This window comes from Pseudoalteromonas sp. S408 (assembly GCF_005886645.1).
In the GTDB taxonomy this organism is placed as follows: domain Bacteria; phylum Pseudomonadota; class Gammaproteobacteria; order Enterobacterales; family Alteromonadaceae; genus Pseudoalteromonas.
Window position 1 is genome coordinate 66,928 of record NZ_PNDY01000011.1, and the last position, 19,632, is coordinate 86,559.

19 protein-coding genes are annotated in these 19,632 nt (G+C 40.0%); 11 read left to right on the plus strand and 8 right to left on the minus strand.

Annotated elements, in window-relative coordinates:
- The first annotated feature begins 5 nt into the window (after positions 1–5).
- Together CWB62_RS10110 and tcdA are read left to right on the plus strand one after the other, a co-directional pair.
- Entirely contained in the window at positions 6–674 is a 669-nt protein-coding gene (locus CWB62_RS10110; protein ID WP_138529184.1) for a TIGR01621 family pseudouridine synthase, read from the plus strand.
- Positions 675–1,484 carry a tRNA cyclic N6-threonylcarbamoyladenosine(37) synthase TcdA gene (tcdA, locus tag CWB62_RS10115; protein WP_138529182.1) on the plus strand — a complete coding sequence of 270 codons (810 nt, stop codon included), beginning with the start codon at positions 675–677 and terminating at the stop codon, positions 1,482–1,484.
- On the opposite strand, the gene CWB62_RS10120 is transcribed toward tcdA, so the two are convergent.
- The 3 genes from CWB62_RS10120 to CWB62_RS10130 form a co-directional block, all read right to left on the minus strand.
- A complete protein-coding gene (locus tag CWB62_RS10120; RefSeq protein WP_138529180.1) occupies positions 1,476–1,892 on the minus strand; it encodes a SufE family protein in 417 nt (138 codons plus the stop codon). The genes tcdA and CWB62_RS10120 overlap by 9 nt on opposite strands.
- 13 nt (positions 1,893–1,905) lie before the next feature.
- Positions 1,906–3,132, minus strand: coding sequence for an aminotransferase class V-fold PLP-dependent enzyme (locus CWB62_RS10125; protein WP_138529178.1), 1,227 nt, complete (start codon positions 3,130–3,132; stop codon positions 1,906–1,908).
- Positions 3,133–3,243: 111 nt separating this feature from the next.
- Positions 3,244–4,530 carry a citrate synthase gene (locus CWB62_RS10130; protein ID WP_058405563.1) on the minus strand — a complete coding sequence of 429 codons (1,287 nt, stop codon included), beginning with the start codon at positions 4,528–4,530 and terminating at the stop codon, positions 3,244–3,246.
- Positions 4,531–4,949: 419 nt separating this feature from the next.
- Here CWB62_RS10130 and sdhC point away from each other — a divergent pair, with 419 nt between their 5' ends.
- The 8 genes from sdhC (at position 4,950) to sucD (ending at position 14,806) form a co-directional block, all read left to right on the plus strand.
- Complete coding sequence (gene sdhC, locus CWB62_RS10135) at positions 4,950–5,327, plus strand: succinate dehydrogenase, cytochrome b556 subunit (protein WP_074210168.1); 378 nt, start codon at positions 4,950–4,952, stop codon at positions 5,325–5,327.
- A complete protein-coding gene (gene sdhD, locus CWB62_RS10140; protein WP_058553197.1) occupies positions 5,318–5,665 on the plus strand; it encodes a succinate dehydrogenase, hydrophobic membrane anchor protein in 348 nt (115 codons plus the stop codon). The genes sdhC and sdhD overlap by 10 nt, the downstream gene beginning before the upstream one ends.
- A complete protein-coding gene (gene sdhA, locus CWB62_RS10145; RefSeq protein ID WP_058405564.1) occupies positions 5,666–7,438 on the plus strand; it encodes a succinate dehydrogenase flavoprotein subunit in 1,773 nt (590 codons plus the stop codon).
- Between the two features lie 10 nt (positions 7,439–7,448).
- On the plus strand, positions 7,449–8,165 hold the full coding sequence (locus CWB62_RS10150; protein ID WP_006794722.1) for a succinate dehydrogenase iron-sulfur subunit: 717 nt from the start codon (positions 7,449–7,451) through the stop codon (positions 8,163–8,165).
- Positions 8,166–8,255: 90 nt separating this feature from the next.
- Positions 8,256–11,075 carry a 2-oxoglutarate dehydrogenase E1 component gene (gene sucA, locus CWB62_RS10155; protein ID WP_058405565.1) on the plus strand — a complete coding sequence of 940 codons (2,820 nt, stop codon included), beginning with the start codon at positions 8,256–8,258 and terminating at the stop codon, positions 11,073–11,075.
- A 3-nt stretch (positions 11,076–11,078) separates the two neighbouring features.
- Entirely contained in the window at positions 11,079–12,590 is a 1,512-nt protein-coding gene (gene odhB / locus CWB62_RS10160) for a 2-oxoglutarate dehydrogenase complex dihydrolipoyllysine-residue succinyltransferase (protein WP_138529176.1), read from the plus strand.
- Between the two features lie 177 nt (positions 12,591–12,767).
- Positions 12,768–13,934 (plus strand): ADP-forming succinate--CoA ligase subunit beta, encoded by a 1,167-nt coding sequence (gene sucC / locus CWB62_RS10165; RefSeq protein WP_138529174.1) that lies wholly within the window; start codon positions 12,768–12,770, stop codon positions 13,932–13,934.
- Positions 13,934–14,806, plus strand: a complete 873-nt coding sequence (sucD, locus tag CWB62_RS10170; RefSeq protein ID WP_008127375.1) for a succinate--CoA ligase subunit alpha — start codon at positions 13,934–13,936, stop codon at positions 14,804–14,806. Before sucC ends, sucD begins: the two co-directional genes overlap by 1 nt.
- A 62-nt stretch (positions 14,807–14,868) precedes the next feature.
- Here the strand turns inward: sucD and CWB62_RS10175 are convergent, their stop codons facing one another.
- Positions 14,869–15,939 carry a DUF3083 family protein gene (locus CWB62_RS10175; RefSeq protein WP_138529172.1) on the minus strand — a complete coding sequence of 357 codons (1,071 nt, stop codon included), beginning with the start codon at positions 15,937–15,939 and terminating at the stop codon, positions 14,869–14,871.
- A gap of 218 nt (positions 15,940–16,157) precedes the next feature.
- Here CWB62_RS10175 and glnS point away from each other — a divergent pair, with 218 nt between their 5' ends.
- A complete protein-coding gene (glnS, locus tag CWB62_RS10180) occupies positions 16,158–17,816 on the plus strand; it encodes a glutamine--tRNA ligase (RefSeq protein WP_138529170.1) in 1,659 nt (552 codons plus the stop codon).
- 92 nt (positions 17,817–17,908) lie between these two features.
- On the opposite strand, the gene fur is transcribed toward glnS, so the two are convergent.
- The 4 genes from fur to CWB62_RS10200 form a co-directional block, all read right to left on the minus strand.
- Positions 17,909–18,352 (minus strand): ferric iron uptake transcriptional regulator, encoded by a 444-nt coding sequence (fur, locus tag CWB62_RS10185; RefSeq protein WP_006794887.1) that lies wholly within the window; start codon positions 18,350–18,352, stop codon positions 17,909–17,911.
- Between the two features lie 186 nt (positions 18,353–18,538).
- The gene (fldA, locus tag CWB62_RS10190) at positions 18,539–19,066 is read right to left on the minus strand and encodes a flavodoxin FldA (protein WP_058405570.1); all 528 of its coding nucleotides are present in this window, start codon (positions 19,064–19,066) and stop codon (positions 18,539–18,541) included.
- Between the two features lie 14 nt (positions 19,067–19,080).
- On the minus strand, positions 19,081–19,359 hold the full coding sequence (gene ybfE, locus CWB62_RS10195; RefSeq protein WP_002962928.1) for a LexA regulated protein: 279 nt from the start codon (positions 19,357–19,359) through the stop codon (positions 19,081–19,083).
- A 2-nt stretch (positions 19,360–19,361) separates the two neighbouring features.
- Positions 19,362–19,583: a DUF2788 domain-containing protein gene (locus CWB62_RS10200; RefSeq protein WP_006793041.1), complete on the minus strand. Its 222-nt coding sequence runs from the start codon at positions 19,581–19,583 to the stop codon at positions 19,362–19,364.
- Positions 19,584–19,632 lie beyond the last annotated feature (49 nt).

A 19,632-nucleotide genomic window follows, 5' to 3' on the forward strand; every position in this document is an offset into this window, starting at 1 on the left:
TTTGAATGAGCTTAATATTAAACGTGGTATGTAAACATGCTGATTTTTATATTATAGAAAAACCTGCAGAACTTAGCTTTCATTCAGAAGATGGGCCTGGCTTTGTTGTTTTAGCAGAGCGGCAAGTTAACGAAAAACTTTACGCAGTGCATAGATTAGATAAAGTAACGTCGGGTCTAATTATTTTAGCTAGAAATAAAGACGCTGCTGCAGATTTAACAGCGCTTTTTACACAGCATGCTATCGATAAATTTTATCTTGCTATCACAGATTCAAAACCTAAAAAAAAGCAAGGGTGGGTTAAAGGAGACATGATAAAGTCTCGGCGTGGCACTTATAAACTTTTGGTATCAAAATTAAATCCTGCGATTACTCGTTTTTATTCTATTAGTTTTAAACCAGGTTTTAGGGCGTTTATTTTAAAGCCTTTTTCCGGTAAAACGCACCAATTAAGGGTCGCTTTAAAAAGTATTGGAGCACCAATATTGGGTGATATTGCTTATACGGGGACGCAGTCCAACAGAACTTATTTGCATGCTTATGCATTGAGCTTTAATTGGAAGGGTGAACATTTACAATATATGCAATTACCAAGCAACGATGATGAGTTTATGGCTTTAGTACAACATGAAAATTTTCAAGCATGGCGCTCGCCATGGCAACTGGATTGGTAAATGAGTGAAAAAATAACTGACATCCGCTTTGGCGGTATTAAACGTTTATATGGCCATCAGCAATTTAATTGGCTGCAAGAAGCACATTTTTGTATTGTTGGCATTGGTGGTGTTGGCAGTTGGGCTGCTGAAGCACTAGCCCGTACTGGCGTAGGAAAAATAACACTTATAGATCTTGATGACATATGTGCAACAAACGTAAACCGTCAAATTCATGCTTTATCAGGTACAATTGGCCAAGCTAAAGTAGATGCGATGAAAGCTCGTTGCGAATTAATTAATCCTGAGTGCGACGTTAATGTAATAGATGACTTTATTACAATCGACAATATTAAAGAACATATTAAAGGTTTTGATTATATTATTGATTGTATCGATGCCGTAAAAGAAAAAGCAGCGTTAATTGCACATTGTAAACGAAATAAGTTACCAATTATCACAACGGGTGGAGCAGGTGGGCAAACAGACCCTGGCCAAATTACATTTGGTGATGTAGCTAAAACAACGCAAGACCCTTTACTTGCAAAGGTACGCTACATACTACGTAAGCAGTATAACTTTAGTAATAATCCCAAACGAAAGTTTAATATCGATTGTGTGTATTCAACAGAGCAATTAGTTTATCCTGCTGTAGATGGCACAGTATGTAGTGCTAAACAGGGGGCTGATGGCTCGATGAATATGGATTGCAATAATGGATTCGGCTCTGTAACTATGATTACAGGCAGTTTTGGTTTTTTTGTAACGGCCAAAGCTGTTCGTAAATTCTTAGATAAACGTAGCAGAGAGATAAAAACAATTTTAGATTAATTTTTGCTTTGCCATGGTTTGAATTTTTTCAACCATGGCTTTAATACCGTTGCCACGAGAAGGACTTAAGTGGCTTATTAATCCAAGCTTTTCGAATTCATTGTAAGCATTAACTTGTAAAACCTGTTCCGGCGTTAGTCCGTTATAAAGCGCTAGGATAAGTGCAAGTAACCCTTTAACTATTCGTGTGTCAGAATCACCTGCAACAACTAGAACGTTTTCTGTGAGGTCAAATTCTACATACATCCATACTTTACTTTCACAACCCGGTACTAAAGCATCATCAATCTTAAGCGCTGTAGGTAAGCTAGGTAATGTTTTACCAAGTAGCATGATTTCACGGTACTTTTGCTGCCATACAGATGCGCTTCTTATTGACTCACTCACCTTGTTAAATGTATTTGTCATTAGTTATCCCAAATTAGTCTAATATTGCAATGCACGCTTGAAGTGCATCTATAAACTTATCTACATCACTGTAATTATTGTAAAATGCAAAGCTTGCCCTGACACTGCCGTTAATTCCTAAGTGTGCCATTAATGGTTGAGTACAATGATGACCAGCTCTTACCGCAACGCCATAACCGTCAAGTAATGTTGCCAAATCGAACGGATGTTCGTCTTTATAGTTAAAACAAAGCGTACCAATATTATTTTTTATTGAGCTGTATAAATAAATGCCATCTATTTTAGCTAATCTTGAGTGCGCATAATTAAATACTGCTTGTTCATGTTCAAATATTTCAGCATGACGAAATTGGCTTAAGTAGCTAAGAGCTGCACCAAAAGCGGTGATCCCAGCTATATTGGGGGTACCAGACTCAAATTTAGCAGGAGCATCTCTATAGACGCTTTCATACAGGGTGACGGTTTGAATCATTTCTCCGCCCGTCTGATAAGGTGTTAAGTCGTTTAAGAGCTCATAGCGCCCGTATAAACCACCCACACCTGTTGGGCCAATCATTTTGTGGGCTGAAAAAACATAAAAGTCACAATCTAGAATTTTTAAGTTTGGTTTCAGATGCATGGCGCTTTGTGCACCATCAACAACCACAATAGCACCAAGTGATTTTGCACACTCAATAATAGCGGGCAAATCAGTAATATTGCCTAAAGCATTAGATGCATGAGAAATTGCAACTATTGCAGGCTTTTGCTTTTTGATAAATTTTAAACAGAGCTCAGTATCAAATGTTCCATCTTTGTTAAGTGGCATTGCAGCTAACTTTGCACCGGTTTGCTGGGCAAGCACCTGCCAAGGTACAAGGTTAGCATGGTGCTCAATGGGGGTAATTATAATTGTATCGTTTGCCGTGACTTGCTTACGCAATCCATTTGCGACAAGATTAATTGCCTCGGTGGCGCCTTTAGTCCATACAATTTCGCTACTGTTAACACCAAAATAAGTGGCTGTTTGTGCTCTTACATTTTCGTATTGAATTGTCGCATTTTCACTCAGGGTATGGCGCCCCCGATGAACATTTGCATTTTCATCAGTGTAAAACTTAGCAGTAGTGTCTATCACACATTGCGGTTTTTGTGTTGTTGCACCAGAATCTAAATAAACGAGCGGGCAGGCGTTAATACTTTGATTTAATGTGGGGAAATCTTGTCGCACACGCGTTATGTCAAACTTTAATTCTGGCATGGTAATATCAACCTTATCATTGTTGGCGAGGATTGTAGCCACTTTGAATTTAAACTCAAGTAGCCAAAAACAAAAAAGGCCGCAAAAGCGGCCTTTTATAGCTAAATAGTATTAGCGTTTGTCAGTAGATACGTAGTCACGGGCAGTGTAACCAGTATACATTTGACGTGGACGGCTGATCTTATGACCAGGCTGAGAAAGCATTTCATCCCAGTGAGTGATCCAACCAACAGTACGAGCCATTGCAAAAATTACAGTGAACATACTTGTCGGAATACCAATCGCTTTTAAGATAATACCAGAGTAGAAGTCTACGTTAGGGTATAGTTTCTTCTCAACAAAGTACGGGTCTTCTAAAGCAATTTGCTCAAGCTTCATAGCGATATCTAGAAGTGGATCTTGAATGTTTAACTCTTCTAAAACTTCATGACACGTTTGACGCATTACTGTAGCGCGTGGGTCAAAGTTTTTGTAAACACGGTGTCCAAAGCCCATTAGGCGGAACGGGTCTGACTTATCTTTTGCTTTAGCAACGTACTCGTCAATACGATCTACTGAACCAATTTCTTCTAACATGTTTAAACATGCTTCGTTTGCGCCGCCGTGAGCAGGGCCCCACAAAGATGCGATACCTGCCGCAATACATGCATAAGGATTAGCACCTGAAGAACCAGCAAGGCGAACTGTAGACGTCGAAGCATTCTGTTCGTGGTCAGCGTGAAGCATGAATATTTTATCCATGGCTTTAGCAGTAATTGGATTTACTTTGTACTCTTCAGCTGGAACAGAGAACATCATGTGTAAGAAGTTTTCTGCATAGCTTAAATCGTTACGTGGATATACAAAAGGTTGGCCAATATTTGTTTTATAAGCCATTGCTGCAATTGTTGGTAATTTAGCAACTAATCTAACAGCACTTGTTTTGCGTTGTTCAGCATCAGTGATATCTAGATCTTCATGGTAAAAAGAAGAAAGAGCACCAACAACACCACAAAGCATAGCCATCGGGTGTGCGTCAAAACGGAAGCCTTGGAAGAAGTTGGCAATTTTTTGATCGAGCATAGTACTGCGAGTGATTTTCTCAGCAAATGCATCGTATTGCTCTTTTGATGGTAATTCACCATTGAGCAATAAATAGCAAAGTTCGATGTAATCTGACTCTTCAGCTAGTTGCTCAATTGGGTAACCACGGTGAAGTAAAACACCTTTACCACCATCAATATAGGTGATTGCAGATTCACAAGAACCAGTCGACATGAAGCCTGGGTCATAAGTAAAGTGGCCGTGTGAACCTAACGTACGTACGTCGATTACATCTTGGCCAGCAGTGCCTTGATAAATTGGAAGTTCGATTGGATCAAGTCCATCAATATGAACTGTGGCTTTTTTATCTGCCATCGCTATGTATCTCCTATTAAGATATCTATTCTGATTTTTAGATTTTTAAAGTTCTGAAATCTGTTTTAAGCACATCTACGCATTTTAACGTGAAAGAGGGGGTTAAAGTCAATTTTTATAAACATTATGCACATTTGTATAATAAATATTCTGTATCATATAAGTATTATACTATTGGCTAATTCGCAAACATCTCTAAATAAACAAGAATTGTAAAAAGCCTTGTGGGTATATATACTAACGGAGGTTTTAAACCGTATTGTATTTGGGTAAAGATATTTTTACACCAAAAAATTTACATTAATGTGAACTTTTAGTGTTTTAATTCGTTTATCTTGATAGTTCCACCAGAAACATTTGGTGGGTTTTTAGAAAAGCAAGTAGATGAGCTCCACTGTGAGCAAGATGGGCAAGTAACTGTGAAAAAGCAAAGACCTGTAAATCTAGATCTAACAACTATATCTATGCCGGCAACGGCTAAAGCATCAATTTTTCACCGCGTCACCGGTGTTGCATTATTTTTTGCTTTAACGTTTGTCATTTGGGCTTGGTCTGAGTCTCTCTCGTCAGCTGAAAGTTTTGAATTCGTCAAGGGTCTGTTTAACGGATTTATTGCCAAATTTATAGCTTGGGGCACCATTTCAGTACTAGGTTATCACTTAATTGGTGGTATCCGTCATATGGTAATGGATATGGGACACTGGGAAGAACTTGAGTCAGGTAACCTAAGCGCTAAAATTGCAATGGCTCTTGGCGTTGTATTCGCTGTATTGGCGGGAGTGTGGATATGGTCTTAAATCAAGCAACTCTTAAACGTGATGGTGTACAAGATTATGTATCTTTACGTACCACGGCATTAATAATTAGCGCATATGCTATTTTTATTATCGGCTATTTTTTAGCGACGCCAGAAGTCACTTTCGAAGCCTGGACAGGCCTCTTCTCTAACCTAGCTATGAAAGGGTTTACGTTAGTAACTCTAATATGCATCATGGTTCATACCCGCATTGGCCTTTGGCAGGTTTTAACAGACTATGTTAAAAACTCAAAGTTACGCGCATTTTTAGGGTTTGTTCTAAACCTAATGGCCGTTGCTTACGTAGCTATTGGTCTAATTGTATTATGGGGTGTTTAAGTGAAATATTCTGTTCGTGAATTTGACGCCGTAGTAATCGGTGCTGGTGGTGCAGGTATGCGCGCTGCCTTGGCTATTACTGAATCTGGCAAAACGTGTGCATTAATATCTAAAGTATTCCCAACACGCTCACACACTGTATCCGCTCAAGGCGGTATTACAGTAGCGCTTGGTAATTCACACGAAGATAACTGGGAATGGCATATGTACGATACCGTTAAAGGTTCCGATTTTATCGGTGACCAAGACGCTATTGAATACATGTGTCAAACTGGCCCAGAAGCTATTACTGAATTAGAAAACATGGGTTTACCATTTTCTCGTTTTGAAAATGGCCGTGTTTACCAACGTCCGTTTGGTGGCCAATCGAAAAATTTTGGTGGTGAGCAAGCAGCACGTACTGCAGCCGCAGCTGACCGTACTGGTCACGCTTTATTACATCTCCTTTATCAACAAAATGTTAAAAACAAAACAAATGTATTCTCTGAGTGGTATGCACTTGATTTAGTTAAAAACGATAATGGTGATGTTGTTGGCTGTACTGCAATTGAAATTGAAACAGGTGAAATCACTTATTTCAAATCAAAGGCAGTTGTTCTCGCTACTGGTGGTGCAGGTCGCATATACGCCTCAACCACAAATGCTCATATAAACACTGGCGACGGTGTTGGTATGGCTACGCGTGCTGGCATATCTATGCAAGACATGGAAATGTGGCAGTTCCACCCGACAGGTATTGCAGGAGCAGGTACGCTTGTAACTGAGGGCTGTCGTGGTGAGGGTGGTTATCTTTTAAATAAAGATGGCGAGCGTTTCATGGAACGTTATGCACCTAACGCAAAAGACTTAGCATCTCGTGATGTTGTTGCACGTTCAATGATGACCGAAATACGTGAAGGTCGTGGTTGTGATGGTCCTTGGGGTCCACATATCAAGCTTAAGCTTGACCACTTAGGTGAAGAAACACTTAACTTACGTCTTCCTGGCGTATGTGATCTTGCAAAAACATTTGCTCACGTTGATCCAGCTAAAGAGCCGATTCCAGTTATACCAACATGTCATTACATGATGGGTGGTGTACCAACTAACGTAAATGGTCAAGTACTTCAAATCAACGCTCAAGGCGATGAAAAAGTAGTTGAAGGTCTATTTGCGGTTGGCGAGATTGCGTGTGTATCTGTACACGGTGCAAACCGCCTTGGTGGTAACTCGTTACTAGATTTAGTTGTATTTGGTCGAGCTGCGGGTAACTTCTTAGGCACATACCTAAGAGATGTCGAGGTATCTAAAGCGGCGTCTGAGTCAGACTTAGAAGCGTCACTTGCTCGTTATAATCGTTGGGAAAACTCAACAGCTGGGCAAGGTGAAGATCCTGTTCAAATTAAGAAAGATCTTCAACAATGTATGCAGCTTAACTTCTCGGTATTCCGTGAAGGTGACTCTATGGCTACTGGTTTACAAGAACTTAAAGAAATTCGTGAACGACTACAGCATGCACGTCTTGACGATAAGTCGTCAGACTTCAACACGCAGCGTATCGAGTGTCTTGAGCTTGATAACTTAATGGAAACAGCTTACTCAACAGCAGTAGCTGCAAACTTCCGTACAGAAAGCCGTGGTGCGCACTCTCGCTTTGACTTCCCAGATCGTGATGACACGAATTGGCTATGTCACTCAGTATATAATCCGGTTACGGATGAAATGAGTAAGCGTGAAGTTAACTACGCGCCTAAGACGCGTGAAGCATTTCCACCTAAAGCACGTACATACTAGGAGCGAGACGATGGCACAAGTACAATTTTCAGTTTATCGTTACAATCCAGATGTTGACAACGCACCTCGTATGCAAGATTACACCTTGCAAATAGACGATGGGCACGACATGATGGTGTTGGATGCACTTTTACTTTTAAAAGAGCAAGATCCTTCACTTTCATTCCGTCGTTCATGTCGTGAAGGCGTGTGTGGTTCTGACGGTGTTAACATGAATGGTAAGAATGGTTTAGCATGTATTACTCCTTTATCAACGTTGCAAAATAACGGTAAAGGTACAATAGTAGTTCGTCCTCTTCCTGGATTACCAGTGGTACGTGACCTTGTTATTGACATGAGTCAGTTCTACACTCAATACGAAAAAGTTAAACCGTATCTAATTAATGACACGCCTGCTGCTGGTGAGCGTCTTCAGTCTATTGAAGAGCGTGACAAATTAGACGGCTTATATGAGTGTATTTTATGTGCATGTTGTTCAACATCGTGTCCTTCGTTCTGGTGGAATCCAGACAAGTTCATTGGTCCAGCAGGCCTTCTTCATGCTTACCGTTTCTTGGCTGATAGCCGAGATACAGCAACAGAAGAGCGTTTAGCAGACTTAGACGATGCGTTCAGTGTGTTCCGTTGCCACAGTATCATGAACTGTGTTAGCGTTTGTCCTAAGGGTCTTAACCCGACTAAAGCAATAGGGCAAATCAAATCTATGTTACTAAACCGTTCGGTTTAATTATATAGAAACGTAAGATGGCTAGTATTAATTATTAGCCATCTTGTTATTATAACTATTAATTTCTGCGCTAAAGAAAAGGGCTTATAAATGCACGAAGGTGTGATGAAGGCATGGTTAGAATCTTCACATTTAAACGGCGGCAACGTTGCTTATGTAGAAGAGCTTTATGAAGCGTATTTAGACGATGCGACTTCTGTGCCAGATGAATGGCGAGAAGTGTTCGAACAATTACCAAAAGTTAATGGTGTGGATGTTGAAGTAAAACATTCAGAAGTTCGTGCACAGTTTGCACAGCTTGCAAAAAACAAGCATAGAGAAGTAGTGGTAGCAGAGGGTAGTGGCGGTGACCTAAAACAGGTTAAAGTTCTACAACTTATTAATGCTTTCCGTTTTCGTGGTCACCAAAATGCAAACCTAGATCCATTGGGTATTTGGGAACGAGAGCGTGTTCGAGATTTAGAGCTAGATTACCACGACTTATCAGAAGCTGATTTTGAGCGAGAGTTTAATGTAGGGTCTTTTGCGGTTGGTTCAGACTCTATGCCTTTAGGTGAACTATACCAAGCGCTTAAAACCACATACTGTGGCTCTATCGGTGCAGAGTATATGCACATCACATCGACAGAAGAAAAGCGTTGGTTACAACAGCGTTTAGAATCTGTTCAATCTAGGCCTAAATTCGAAAAAGAAGAAAAGCTACGTATCCTTAAAGGATTAACCGCTGCTGATGGTCTTGAAAAATATTTAGGTGCTAAGTTCCCAGGTGCTAAACGATTTTCACTAGAAGGTGGAGACGCGCTGGTACCTATGCTAAAAGAACTTATTCACCGCGCTGGCGAAAGTGGCCAACAAGAAGCTGTAATAGGCATGGCTCACCGTGGACGATTAAATGTTTTAGTAAACGTTTTAGGTAAAAATCCATCAGAGCTTTTTGATGAATTCGCCGGTAAGCATAAAGAAACCCTTAGCTCTGGTGATGTTAAATACCATATGGGGTATTCATCAGACTTTGCTACTAAAGGTGGCAATGTTCACATGGCTTTGGCCTTCAACCCTTCTCACCTTGAAATAGTTAATCCAGTAGTTATGGGTTCTGTACGCGCTCGTTTAGATCGTTTGGGTGACAGTACGGGAATAAAAGCGCTCCCGATCACTATTCATGGTGATTCTGCTGTAACAGGTCAGGGTGTGGTTCAAGAAACGTTTAATCTTTCTCAAACTAATGCCTTTAGTTGTGGTGGCAGCATTCGAATTGTTGTAAATAACCAAGTTGGTTTTACTACTTCTAAACAAGACGATGTTCGCTCTACAGATTACTGTACTGATATTGCAAAAATGGTACAGTCGCCTATTTTCCACGTGAATTCTGATGATCCTGAGGCAGTTGCATTTGTAACGCAGATAGCACTTGATTTCAGAAATAAATTCAAGCGTGATGTGGTTATTGATTTAGTTTGTTACCGCCGACATGGCCACAATGAAGCTGATGAGCCAAATGCTACTCAGCCTTTAATGTACCAAAAAATTAAAAAACACCCAGTTCCACGTCTGGTATATGCCGATCAGTTAATTGCTGAGGGTTCTTTTACAGAGCAGGAAATTAAAGCCCTTGCAGATGAGTACCGCAATGCATTAGATGACGGCAATTGTGTTGTATCTGAAATTCAGCCAGAAACGTCTCATTCTTCAGATTGGGCTAAATACGTAGGCCACGATTGGGATGTAGATTACGACGCAAGCGTTTCGGTAGAAAAGCTTAAAGAGCTTGGTGAAAAGGTAGCTAGTTACCCAGAACAATATAAAGCTCAATCGCGTGTTAAAAAGATTTACGAAGATCGTAAGCTTATGGCCGCTGGCGAAAAGCCGCTTGATTGGGGGATGGCAGAAACTCTTGCTTATGCAACTATCGCAACCGAAGGCACAGATATTAGAATGACTGGCCAGGATTCTGGTCGAGGTACGTTCTTCCATCGTCACGCAGTTGTTCACAGCCAGAAAGACGGTGCAACTTACCTCCCTTTGCAGCATTTAAGCGAAGATCAGGGCACGTTCCAAGTTTTTGACTCGGTACTTTCTGAGGAAGCTGTTGTTGCATTTGAGTATGGCTATGCGACTGCGGAGCCAACTTCTCTTGTACTTTGGGAAGCTCAGTTTGGTGACTTTGCAAATGGTGCACAGGTTGTATTTGACCAATTCTTGAGTTCAGGCGAGCAAAAATGGGGCCGTTTATGTGGTCTTACCATTTTGTTACCTCATGGTTATGAAGGCCAAGGTCCAGAGCATAGCTCTGCACGTCTAGAGCGCTTCTTGCAGCTTTGTGCTGATCATAATATGCAAGTTTGTGTTCCGTCTACACCAGCGCAAGTTTACGCAATGTTACGACGTCAATCGGTCAGACCTCTTCGTCGACCACTGATTGTTATGACACCTAAGTCGTTACTACGCCATCCACTTGCTGTTTCTTCACTTGAAGAACTTTCAAATGGTGTATTCCATAATATGATCGACGAAGTTGATGATATTAAATCTGATGACGTTGAACGCGTTGTATTTTGTAGTGGTAAAGTTTACTACGAGTTACTTCAAGAGCGTCGTAAGCTGGAACAAAATAATATTGCCATCGTTCGTGTAGAGCAATTATACCCGTTCCCACATGACGAAATGAAAACTATTATGGAACGTTACCAACACGTTACTGATTTTGTATGGTGTCAAGAAGAGCCACAAAACCAAGGTGCATGGTACTGTTCTCAGCATCATTTTGTTGATGCAATTCCACAAGGTGCTAAGTTAAAATACGCAGGCCGTAAAGCTTCTGCGTCACCAGCGTGTGGTTACATGTCAGTACATACTAAAGAACAACAAGCGCTCGTTGCCGACGCGCTTACTATAGAAAATAAAGGATAAGCGATGAGCACAGAAATTAAAGTTCCTGTTCTTCCTGAGTCGGTTGCGGATGCTACCGTTGCTACATGGCATGTAAGTGTTGGCGACAAAGTAACTCGCGATCAAAACTTAGTAGACATTGAAACAGACAAAGTAGTGTTAGAAGTAGTTGCACAACACGACGGTGTAATTACAGAAATATCTCAAGAAGAAGGTGCTACTGTACTTGGTGATCAAGTTATGGGCTTGCTCGGCGATGCTGATGCAGCGCCTGCGAGTGAAAGCACATCTTCAAACAAATCAGAAAAATCAGAAGACGCGCCAGCGGCGCCATCAGCACCAGCATCAGAAGGTAAAGAAGTGGATATTAAAGTACCTGTACTCCCGGAATCAGTTGCAGACGCAACAATTGCTACATGGCATGTACAACCTGGCGACGCGTTAACACGCGATCAAAACTTGGTAGATATCGAAACTGATAAAGTTGTTCTTGAAGTGGTAGCTCAAGAAGACGGTATTATGGGTGATATTATTAACGCTGAAGGCGACACTGTTCTTGGTGAACAAGTTATCGGTTCAGTTAAAGCCGGTGGCACAGCCGCAGCTCCTGCTGCAAAACAAGAAGCTGCACCTGCTGCTGATTCAGCTGACAGCTCTGATGTATTAACGCCATCAGTACGTCGTTTAATTGCTGAGAAAGGCTTAGACGCTTCTAAAATTAAAGGTACGGGTAAAAACGGTCGTGTAACTAAAGAAGACGTTGATACTTTCTTAAAAGCACCTGCACCATCAGCTAAGAAAGCAGAGTCAGCTGCTCCAGCTGCACCAATGGGTGATCGTACTCAAAAACGCGTTCCTATGACACGCTTACGTAAAACGATTGCTAACCGTCTTCTTGAAGCTAAAAACTCTACTGCAATGTTAACTACGTTTAACGAAGTTAATATGAAACCAATTATGGATCTTCGTAAGCAGTACCAAGAGGTTTTTGAAAAGCGTCACGGTATTCGTTTAGGCTTCATGTCTTTTTACGTGAAAGCAGTCACTGAAGCACTTAAACGCTTCCCTGATGTAAATGCATCTATTGATGGCGACGATATTGTATATCACAATTATTTTGATATCAGTATTGCTGTTTCTACACCTCGTGGTTTAGTAACACCAGTTCTTAAAGATTGCGATAAGTTATCAGTTGCTGAAATTGAAAAAGGTATCCGTGAACTAGCACTTAAAGGTCGTGACGGTAAGCTAACACTTGACGATATGACGGGTGGTAACTTTACAATTACAAATGGTGGTGTATTCGGCTCGCTACTATCTACGCCTATCATTAATTTGCCACAGTCTTCAATTTTGGGAATGCACAAAATCCAAGACCGTCCAATGGCAGTAAATGGTAAAGTTGAAATTCTCCCTATGATGTATTTGGCACTTTCTTATGATCATCGCCAAATAGATGGTAAAGAATCTGTTGGTTTCCTAGTAACAATTAAAGAGTTACTAGAAGATCCAACACGTTTATTACTAGATGTTTAATCTAGTTGTATAAAATGTAAGCTGTGAATGGATGTTCACAGCTTTTTTTTTGCGCCTTTGGTCGTACTGGGGTTTTCATGTTAAGCCTTGGCAACTATACTAGGTGCGCAATTTGGGATAGTTGTTTATTTGAAAAAGTATTCAGCTCTTTTAGTATAAAAAATTGGATAAAGCATCATGAATTTGCATGAGTATCAGGCAAAACAACTTTTTGCCGAATATGGTTTACCAGTTTCTCAAGGTTTCGCTTGCGATACACCTGAAGAAGCTGCAGCAGCTGCTGAAAAAATCGGCGGTGATATGTGGGTTGTTAAAACTCAGGTTCACGCAGGTGGACGTGGTAAAGCTGGCGGTGTAAAGCTAGTTAAAACTATCGATGAAGTTAAAGCGTTTGCAGCTAACTGGTTAGGTAAAAACCTAGTTACTTACCAAACAGACGAAAATGGTCAGCCAGTTGCTAAAATTTTAGTAGAAAGCTGTACAGACATTGCCAACGAATTGTACCTAGGTGCAGTAGTTGACCGTGCTTCTCGCAAAGTTGTTTTCATGGCGTCTACTGAAGGCGGTGTTGAAATTGAGACTGTTGCTGAAGAAACACCAGAACTTATCCACAAAGCTGAGATAGATCCATTAGTTGGTCCTCAAGCTTACCAAGCACGTGAACTTGGTTTCAAATTGGGTCTTAACCCAACACAAATGAAACAGTTCGTTAAGATCTTCATGGGTCTTGGTAAAATGTTTAACGATTTCGATTTCGCACTTCTTGAAATCAACCCGTTAGTAATCACAGACGAAGGTAACCTTCACTGTCTTGACGGTAAAATCGGTATCGATGGTAATGCGCTTTACCGTCAATCAAAAATCCGTGAGTTCCACGATCCATCTCAAGAAGATGCACGTGAAGCACATGCAGCAAGCTTTGAGCTTAACTACGTAGCATTAGATGGTAACGTAGGTTGTATGGTTAACGGTGCAGGCCTAGCGATGGGTACTATGGACATCGTAAACCTACATGGCGGCAAGCCAGCTAACTTCCTAGATGTTGGTGGCGGTGCGACTAAAGAACGTGTTTCTGAAGCATTCAAAATCATCCTTTCTGACGACAATGTTAAAGCTGTTTTAGTTAACATCTTTGGTGGAATTGTTCGTTGTGACATGATTGCTGAAGGCATCATTGGCGCAGTTAAAGAAGTTGGCGTAAATGTACCTGTAGTTGTACGTTTAGAAGGTACTAATGCTGAATTAGGTCGTGAAGTTCTTAAGAGCTCTGACTTAGACATCATCGCTGCTGAATCATTAACAGACGCTGCTGAAAAAGTTGTTGCTGCTGCGGAGGGCAAATAATGTCTGTATTAATCAATAAAGATACAAAAGTTATCTGTCAGGGTTTCACTGGTGGCCAAGGTACTTTCCACTCAGAGCAAGCGCTTGAGTACGGTACTCAAATGGTTGGTGGTGTTAGCCCAGGTAAAGGCGGTCAAACGCACCTTGGTCTTCCTGTATTCAACACAGTACGTGATGCAGTACAAGAAACTGGCGCAACTGCTTCAGTTATCTACGTACCAGCACCTTTCTGTAAAGATGCAATCTTAGAAGCAATCGATGCTGGCATCGAGCTAATTGTTTGTATTACCGAAGGTATCCCTACGCTTGATATGGTTGACGTTAAAGTTAAACTAGATCAAACAGGTACTCGTATGATCGGTCCTAACTGTCCAGGTGTTATCACTCCGGGCGAAACTAAGATTGGTATCATGCCTGGTCACATCCACAAGCCTGGTAAAGTAGGTATTGTTTCTCGTTCTGGTACTTTAACGTACGAAGCGGTTAAGCAAACTACAGATGCTGGTTTTGGTCAGTCTACGTGTGTTGGTATTGGTGGTGATCCAATCCCAGGTACTAACTTTATCGACGTTCTAGAAATGTTCGAAAAAGATCCACAAACTGAAGCAATCGTAATGATTGGTGAAATTGGTGGTACTGCAGAAGAAGAAGCTGCAGAGTACATCAAAGCTAACGTAACTAAACCTGTTGTATCTTACATTGCTGGTGTTACTGCACCAGAAGGTAAGCGCATGGGTCACGCTGGCGCAATCATCGCAGGCGGTAAAGGTACTGCTGATGAGAAATTTGCTGCATTAGAAGCTGCTGGCGTACAAACTGTACGTTCACTTGCTGATATCGGTAAAGCACTTAAAGAGAAAACAGGCTGGTAATCAGCTTAGTTTAATCTTTGCAAAGGCTCGCATTTAGCGAGCCTTTTTGTTTATGTACCCAATTAAAATGGGTAACTTATATGTTGAAAAAATCTAACCGTTAAATCTTGTCGTTCTTTATTTATATCTAGCTCATCACAAAGACTAAAAATCGTTTTTTCAACCTGATTCATAAATTTACCGTAACCAATTTCTTGCTTGTTTTGCTTTGTAGCAACGATTACAAAATGCATTGTTTCGACTAACTTTTTGTTATTGTAAAAATATTTTACTTGTTGCTCTTCGTTGTCTAGTTCAAAGCTTAATTTTTGAAGTTCTTCATTTCCTTCATTTATATCGACTTTGCTATTACGAATAATTGGTTTAGCACCATTTGCCACTAAAGCACCATGGGTGAGCTTATTCACTTCACAACATCGCTTAAAGCTATCTAAAAAGTAATCATAAAATTCATTAAAGTCGCCATTGTTAATTAAAGTTTGAAATTGAGTTTTAATAGCCCTTGAAACAGGAATAGAAAATGTCGCGTATGTCATCTCGGCATGGTCTTTAGGTATTTCACAGTGACGATTTTGATACCTAGGATACAAACTCCTCAATTTGTAGCCGTAGGTTTCTTTATTACCTTTATTTTTGGCAAATAAGTCATAAGTTAAATGTTGATGATCACGAACTTTAAATTGTGGTTGATCAATAAATAACTGTTCTTGCATAAGCGTTAATACTTTTTGGACTTTTCTGTGAAATACAGCGGAGTTAGCTCGTATATCATCACCCGTAGCTAAAAAGAGTAAGCGCACTTTTTTACTTTGCGTGTCGGTTGAATAATAGAGTTTGTGTGCTTCGTGATAGCGCGGGTTATAAAAAATAAGCATTTGCTTATTAGTCTCTAACTGATAAGACTCATCATGAAACCTGACAACAGGAAGTTTGTCGTTTGCTAAAATATGCACATTATGCAGCTCATATTCATCGCATGCTGCAAATAATTGTCGTGCTATTCTTTCGTAACAACAGTTTATTGAGTTAAAGCTTTCGTAAAAACTATCGTTAGGGGTAACTTCTGCAAGTAAGTAATGATTAGCACGTGCATTACTAGGTATATAAACACGGTGCTGGTTAAGTGTAGCCATCTCTTAATCCTTATAAAGTACGGTATTGACGCACTATAAAGCGCTTCTATGAATTAAATATTGCGCTAAAACAAACTTTATTCGTTAAAAACAGATTAGATGGATTAAAGTTAATCAATAAGTAAGATAAAGCGTAATCTATTGCTGTATGTTAGTGACTGTTTTTGTAATAATGCATTAGTTTTGTTAATAAGTAATATTTAGAGGATCGTACTCCTATGGCGGAAATTGAGAATCGCCCAAGTAACTTTATTAGAACCCGAATTGATGAAGACTTAGCAAGTAAAAAGCATGCTGCAACGCATACGCGTTTTCCACCTGAGCCCAATGGTTTTTTACATATTGGTCATGCAAAATCAATTTGTTTAAATTTCGGTATTGCAAAAGATTATAACGGCTTATGTAATTTACGATTTGATGATACAAACCCAGAAAAAGAAGACATTAACTACGTTAATTCTATAAAAGAAGACGTTCAGTGGTTAGGGTTTAATTGGGATGGTGAAATAAAGTATTCTTCTAATTATTTTGACACTCTATACGGTTATGCCGTTGAACTTATAAACAAAGGTTTAGCCTATGTTTGTTTTTTAACTGCAGACCAAGCACGTGAATACCGCGGCACTTTAACGGAGCCAGGTAAAAACAGCCCATACAGAGATACATCTCCTGAAGAAAACCTCGCACTATTTGAAAAAATGCGTGCAGGGGGCTTCAAAGAGGGGGAATGTGTATTGCGTGCGAAAATTGATATGGCAAGCTCGTTTATGGTGCTTCGCGATCCAATTATATACCGTGTTCGTTTTGCTCATCATCATCAAACTGCTGATAAGTGGTGCATTTATCCGATGTACGATTTTACGCATTGTATTTCTGATGCAATTGAAGGCATTACTCACTCATTATGTACTCTTGAGTTTCAAGACAATCGCCGTTTATACGACTGGGTACTTGATAACATCAGCATTGAGTGTCATCCGCAGCAAATAGAGTTTTCTCGTTTAAACCTTGAATATACAATTATGTCTAAGCGTAAGTTAAATGACCTAGTTGTTAATAATATGGTTGAAGGTTGGGATGATCCTCGTATGCCTACCATTGCAGGCCTACGTCGTCGAGGTTATACACCGGCTTCAATTCGTGAGTTTTGCTTACGAATAGGCGTAACTAAGCAAGAAAATATGGTTGAAATGGGTATGCTAGAAGCGTGTATTCGTGATGACTTAAATGAAAATGCCCCGCGTGCCATGGCTGTACTCGATCCGGTTAAAGTGGTTATTGAAAACTATGATGCCCAGAGCATAGAAACTTTATCGGTGGCTAATCACCCTAATAAAGAAGAAATGGGCCGACGTGACGTACCATTTACTCGTGAGATATACATTGAACGAGAAGACTTTAAAGAGCAGGCTAATAATAAATTTAAACGTTTAGTGCTCGATAAAGAAGTTCGTTTACGTGGTGCTTATGTCATTAAAGCTAACCGAGTTGAAAAAGACGAAAACGATGAAATAACGACTATTTACTGTACTTACGACAACGAAACGCTAGGTAAAAACCCAAGTGATGGTCGTAAAGTTAAAGGCGTTATTCACTGGGTATCGGCCTCACAGGCCATCACTGCTGAAGTTCGTCTATACGATCGCTTGTTCAATGTGCCAAATCCAGCAGCAGCTGAGGAGTTTGAAACAACATTGAATCCTGAGTCGTTAGTTGTATTAGATAATGCCAAACTTGAACCCTCATTAGCTAACTCTCAAGCAGAGCAGGGCTTTCAGTTTGAACGAACGGGTTACTTTTCACGAGACTCTAAATCAGACAATATCGTGTTTAATCAAACAGTGGGTCTGCGTGATTCTTGGTCTAAAACTCAATAGGTTGATTATTACTATACCTTTTAATTTACGGGTGTAGTAATTTAGACACAAAAAAACCTGCCATTGGCAGGTTTTTTTATAACTAAATTATATTAGCTGTTTGCGTCGCTAAATGCTTTACATGCAGCTTTGTCATCACACTCGCCGTAAAGGTATAAAGAATGGTTGGTTAATGTAATACCGTTTTCTTGAGCAATTTCAAGTTGACGACGTTCAATCATTTCATCTTCAAACTCAACAACTTTGCCACACTTTAAACAAACTAAATGATCGTGGTGAGTACTGCCTGATAATTCAAATACCGATTTTCCACCTTCAAAATGATGACGGCTTACAATGCCTGCATCATCAAATTGGTTCAGTACACGGTATACTGTTGCAAGGCCTATTTCTTCACCTAAATCCAAAAGAATTTTGTAAACATCTTCAGCACTGATGTGTTGGTTATCTGGAGATTGTAAAATCTCTAAAATTTTAATACGCGGTAAAGTTACTTTTAAACCGGCTTTTTTAAGTTCCAAGTTATGATCAGTCATTAAATCTGTCTCAATTTTATTTGGTTATACTAGACATCTTGCAAAGATGCTCACGACACATAAGCAACAAATAGGATAACGTGCATAGGCCTTAAGTGCAAAGAAGAATTGATTTATATTGCAGCAAATAAAGAAAACGCTAACTGTTTGATAACTATTTAAACAGTTAGCGATATGTTGTGTGAATTAGTCTGCGAGTTCGCTTAAACACATTTCATCGAATACCTGTGCTGACCAAGCCTTAACGCGCTGCTCAGTAAGCTCTGGTTGACGGTCTTCATCAATCCCTAAACCAACAAAGTGCTTGTCATCGGCCATGCCTTTTGAAGCCTCAAAATCGTAGCCTTCTGTAGACCAATGTCCTACAACAATAGCGCCACGCTCAGTAACAATATCGTTGATCATGCCCATAGCATCTAAAAAGTACTCAGCATAATCTTCCTGATCACCACAACCAAAAATAGCAACAAGTTTGCCTTCAAAGTCTACTTCTTCAAGTTCAGGGAAAAAGTCATCCCAGTCACATTGTGCTTCGCCGTAGTACCAAGTTGGAATACCAAATAAGATTAAATCAAATTCTGCAATCTCTTCTTTAGAGCTTTTTGCTATGTCATGAACAGCCACCAGCTTTTTACCCAATTCTTTTTGGATCATTTTTGCTACGTGTTCTGTGTTACCTGTGTCACTTCCGAAAAAAATGCCTACACTTGCCATGGATTTAAAACCTTTTATGTATCAATAGCCAATCTTTCTTGTAAAATCGTTTCAATCAGCGCACTGCGGCTAATATTTTGTGCATCTGCCATATCACTTAATGCTTGATATAACTGCGATGAAACTTTAAATTCAACACGTTTTAAACCACGTGCTTTATCTCTTTTTATTTGATTACGTTTATTAACCTTTAACTGCATATCCCGAGAAAGGGGGTTTGTTTTGGGTCTGCCTGGTCGTTTTTCGTATTCAAATAAATCAAGCGTTGTTCTATCTGTTTCTGACTTCGCCATGCCTAACCTACACCTGCGCCTTGCCAAAATACTTGAATAAGTCCTTTAGCAATAAAGCCTGAACAGCCTAAAAAGAGTACGGTCCATACTATATAGCGACCAAACTTTGGTACATTACCACTTTTAAGTACGTCTTTAATCGCCAAGCCGATGAATATCAAAATACCGGCTAAGCCAAAGTACAACCCTAGGGTATCAAATTCGTTAATTAACTGACTGACCATCAACGTATAACCTTTAAATTAAACGGCGCGTATTATAGCATAAAAATAT

Excerpts from the sequence above, each read along its gene's own strand:
- CWB62_RS10110 (WP_138529184.1), top strand. The coding sequence starts at position 6 with ATGAGCTTAATATTAAACGTGGTATGTAAACATGCTGATTTTTATATT.
- tcdA (WP_138529182.1), top strand. The coding sequence starts at position 675 with ATGAGTGAAAAAATAACTGACATCCGCTTTGGCGGTATTAAACGTTTA.
- CWB62_RS10120 (WP_138529180.1), bottom strand. The coding sequence starts at position 1,892 with ATGACAAATACATTTAACAAGGTGAGTGAGTCAATAAGAAGCGCATCT.
- CWB62_RS10125 (WP_138529178.1), bottom strand. The coding sequence starts at position 3,132 with ATGCCAGAATTAAAGTTTGACATAACGCGTGTGCGACAAGATTTCCCC.
- CWB62_RS10130 (WP_058405563.1), bottom strand. The coding sequence starts at position 4,530 with ATGGCAGATAAAAAAGCCACAGTTCATATTGATGGACTTGATCCAATC.
- sdhD (WP_058553197.1), top strand. The coding sequence starts at position 5,318 with ATGGTCTTAAATCAAGCAACTCTTAAACGTGATGGTGTACAAGATTAT.
- CWB62_RS10150 (WP_006794722.1), top strand. The coding sequence starts at position 7,449 with ATGGCACAAGTACAATTTTCAGTTTATCGTTACAATCCAGATGTTGAC.
- sucA (WP_058405565.1), top strand. The coding sequence starts at position 8,256 with ATGCACGAAGGTGTGATGAAGGCATGGTTAGAATCTTCACATTTAAAC.
- odhB (WP_138529176.1), top strand. The coding sequence starts at position 11,079 with ATGAGCACAGAAATTAAAGTTCCTGTTCTTCCTGAGTCGGTTGCGGAT.
- sucC (WP_138529174.1), top strand. The coding sequence starts at position 12,768 with ATGAATTTGCATGAGTATCAGGCAAAACAACTTTTTGCCGAATATGGT.
- sucD (WP_008127375.1), top strand. The coding sequence starts at position 13,934 with ATGTCTGTATTAATCAATAAAGATACAAAAGTTATCTGTCAGGGTTTC.
- CWB62_RS10175 (WP_138529172.1), bottom strand. The coding sequence starts at position 15,939 with ATGGCTACACTTAACCAGCACCGTGTTTATATACCTAGTAATGCACGT.
- glnS (WP_138529170.1), top strand. The coding sequence starts at position 16,158 with ATGGCGGAAATTGAGAATCGCCCAAGTAACTTTATTAGAACCCGAATT.
- fur (WP_006794887.1), bottom strand. The coding sequence starts at position 18,352 with ATGACTGATCATAACTTGGAACTTAAAAAAGCCGGTTTAAAAGTAACT.
- fldA (WP_058405570.1), bottom strand. The coding sequence starts at position 19,066 with ATGGCAAGTGTAGGCATTTTTTTCGGAAGTGACACAGGTAACACAGAA.
- ybfE (WP_002962928.1), bottom strand. The coding sequence starts at position 19,359 with ATGGCGAAGTCAGAAACAGATAGAACAACGCTTGATTTATTTGAATAC.
- CWB62_RS10200 (WP_006793041.1), bottom strand. The coding sequence starts at position 19,583 with ATGGTCAGTCAGTTAATTAACGAATTTGATACCCTAGGGTTGTACTTT.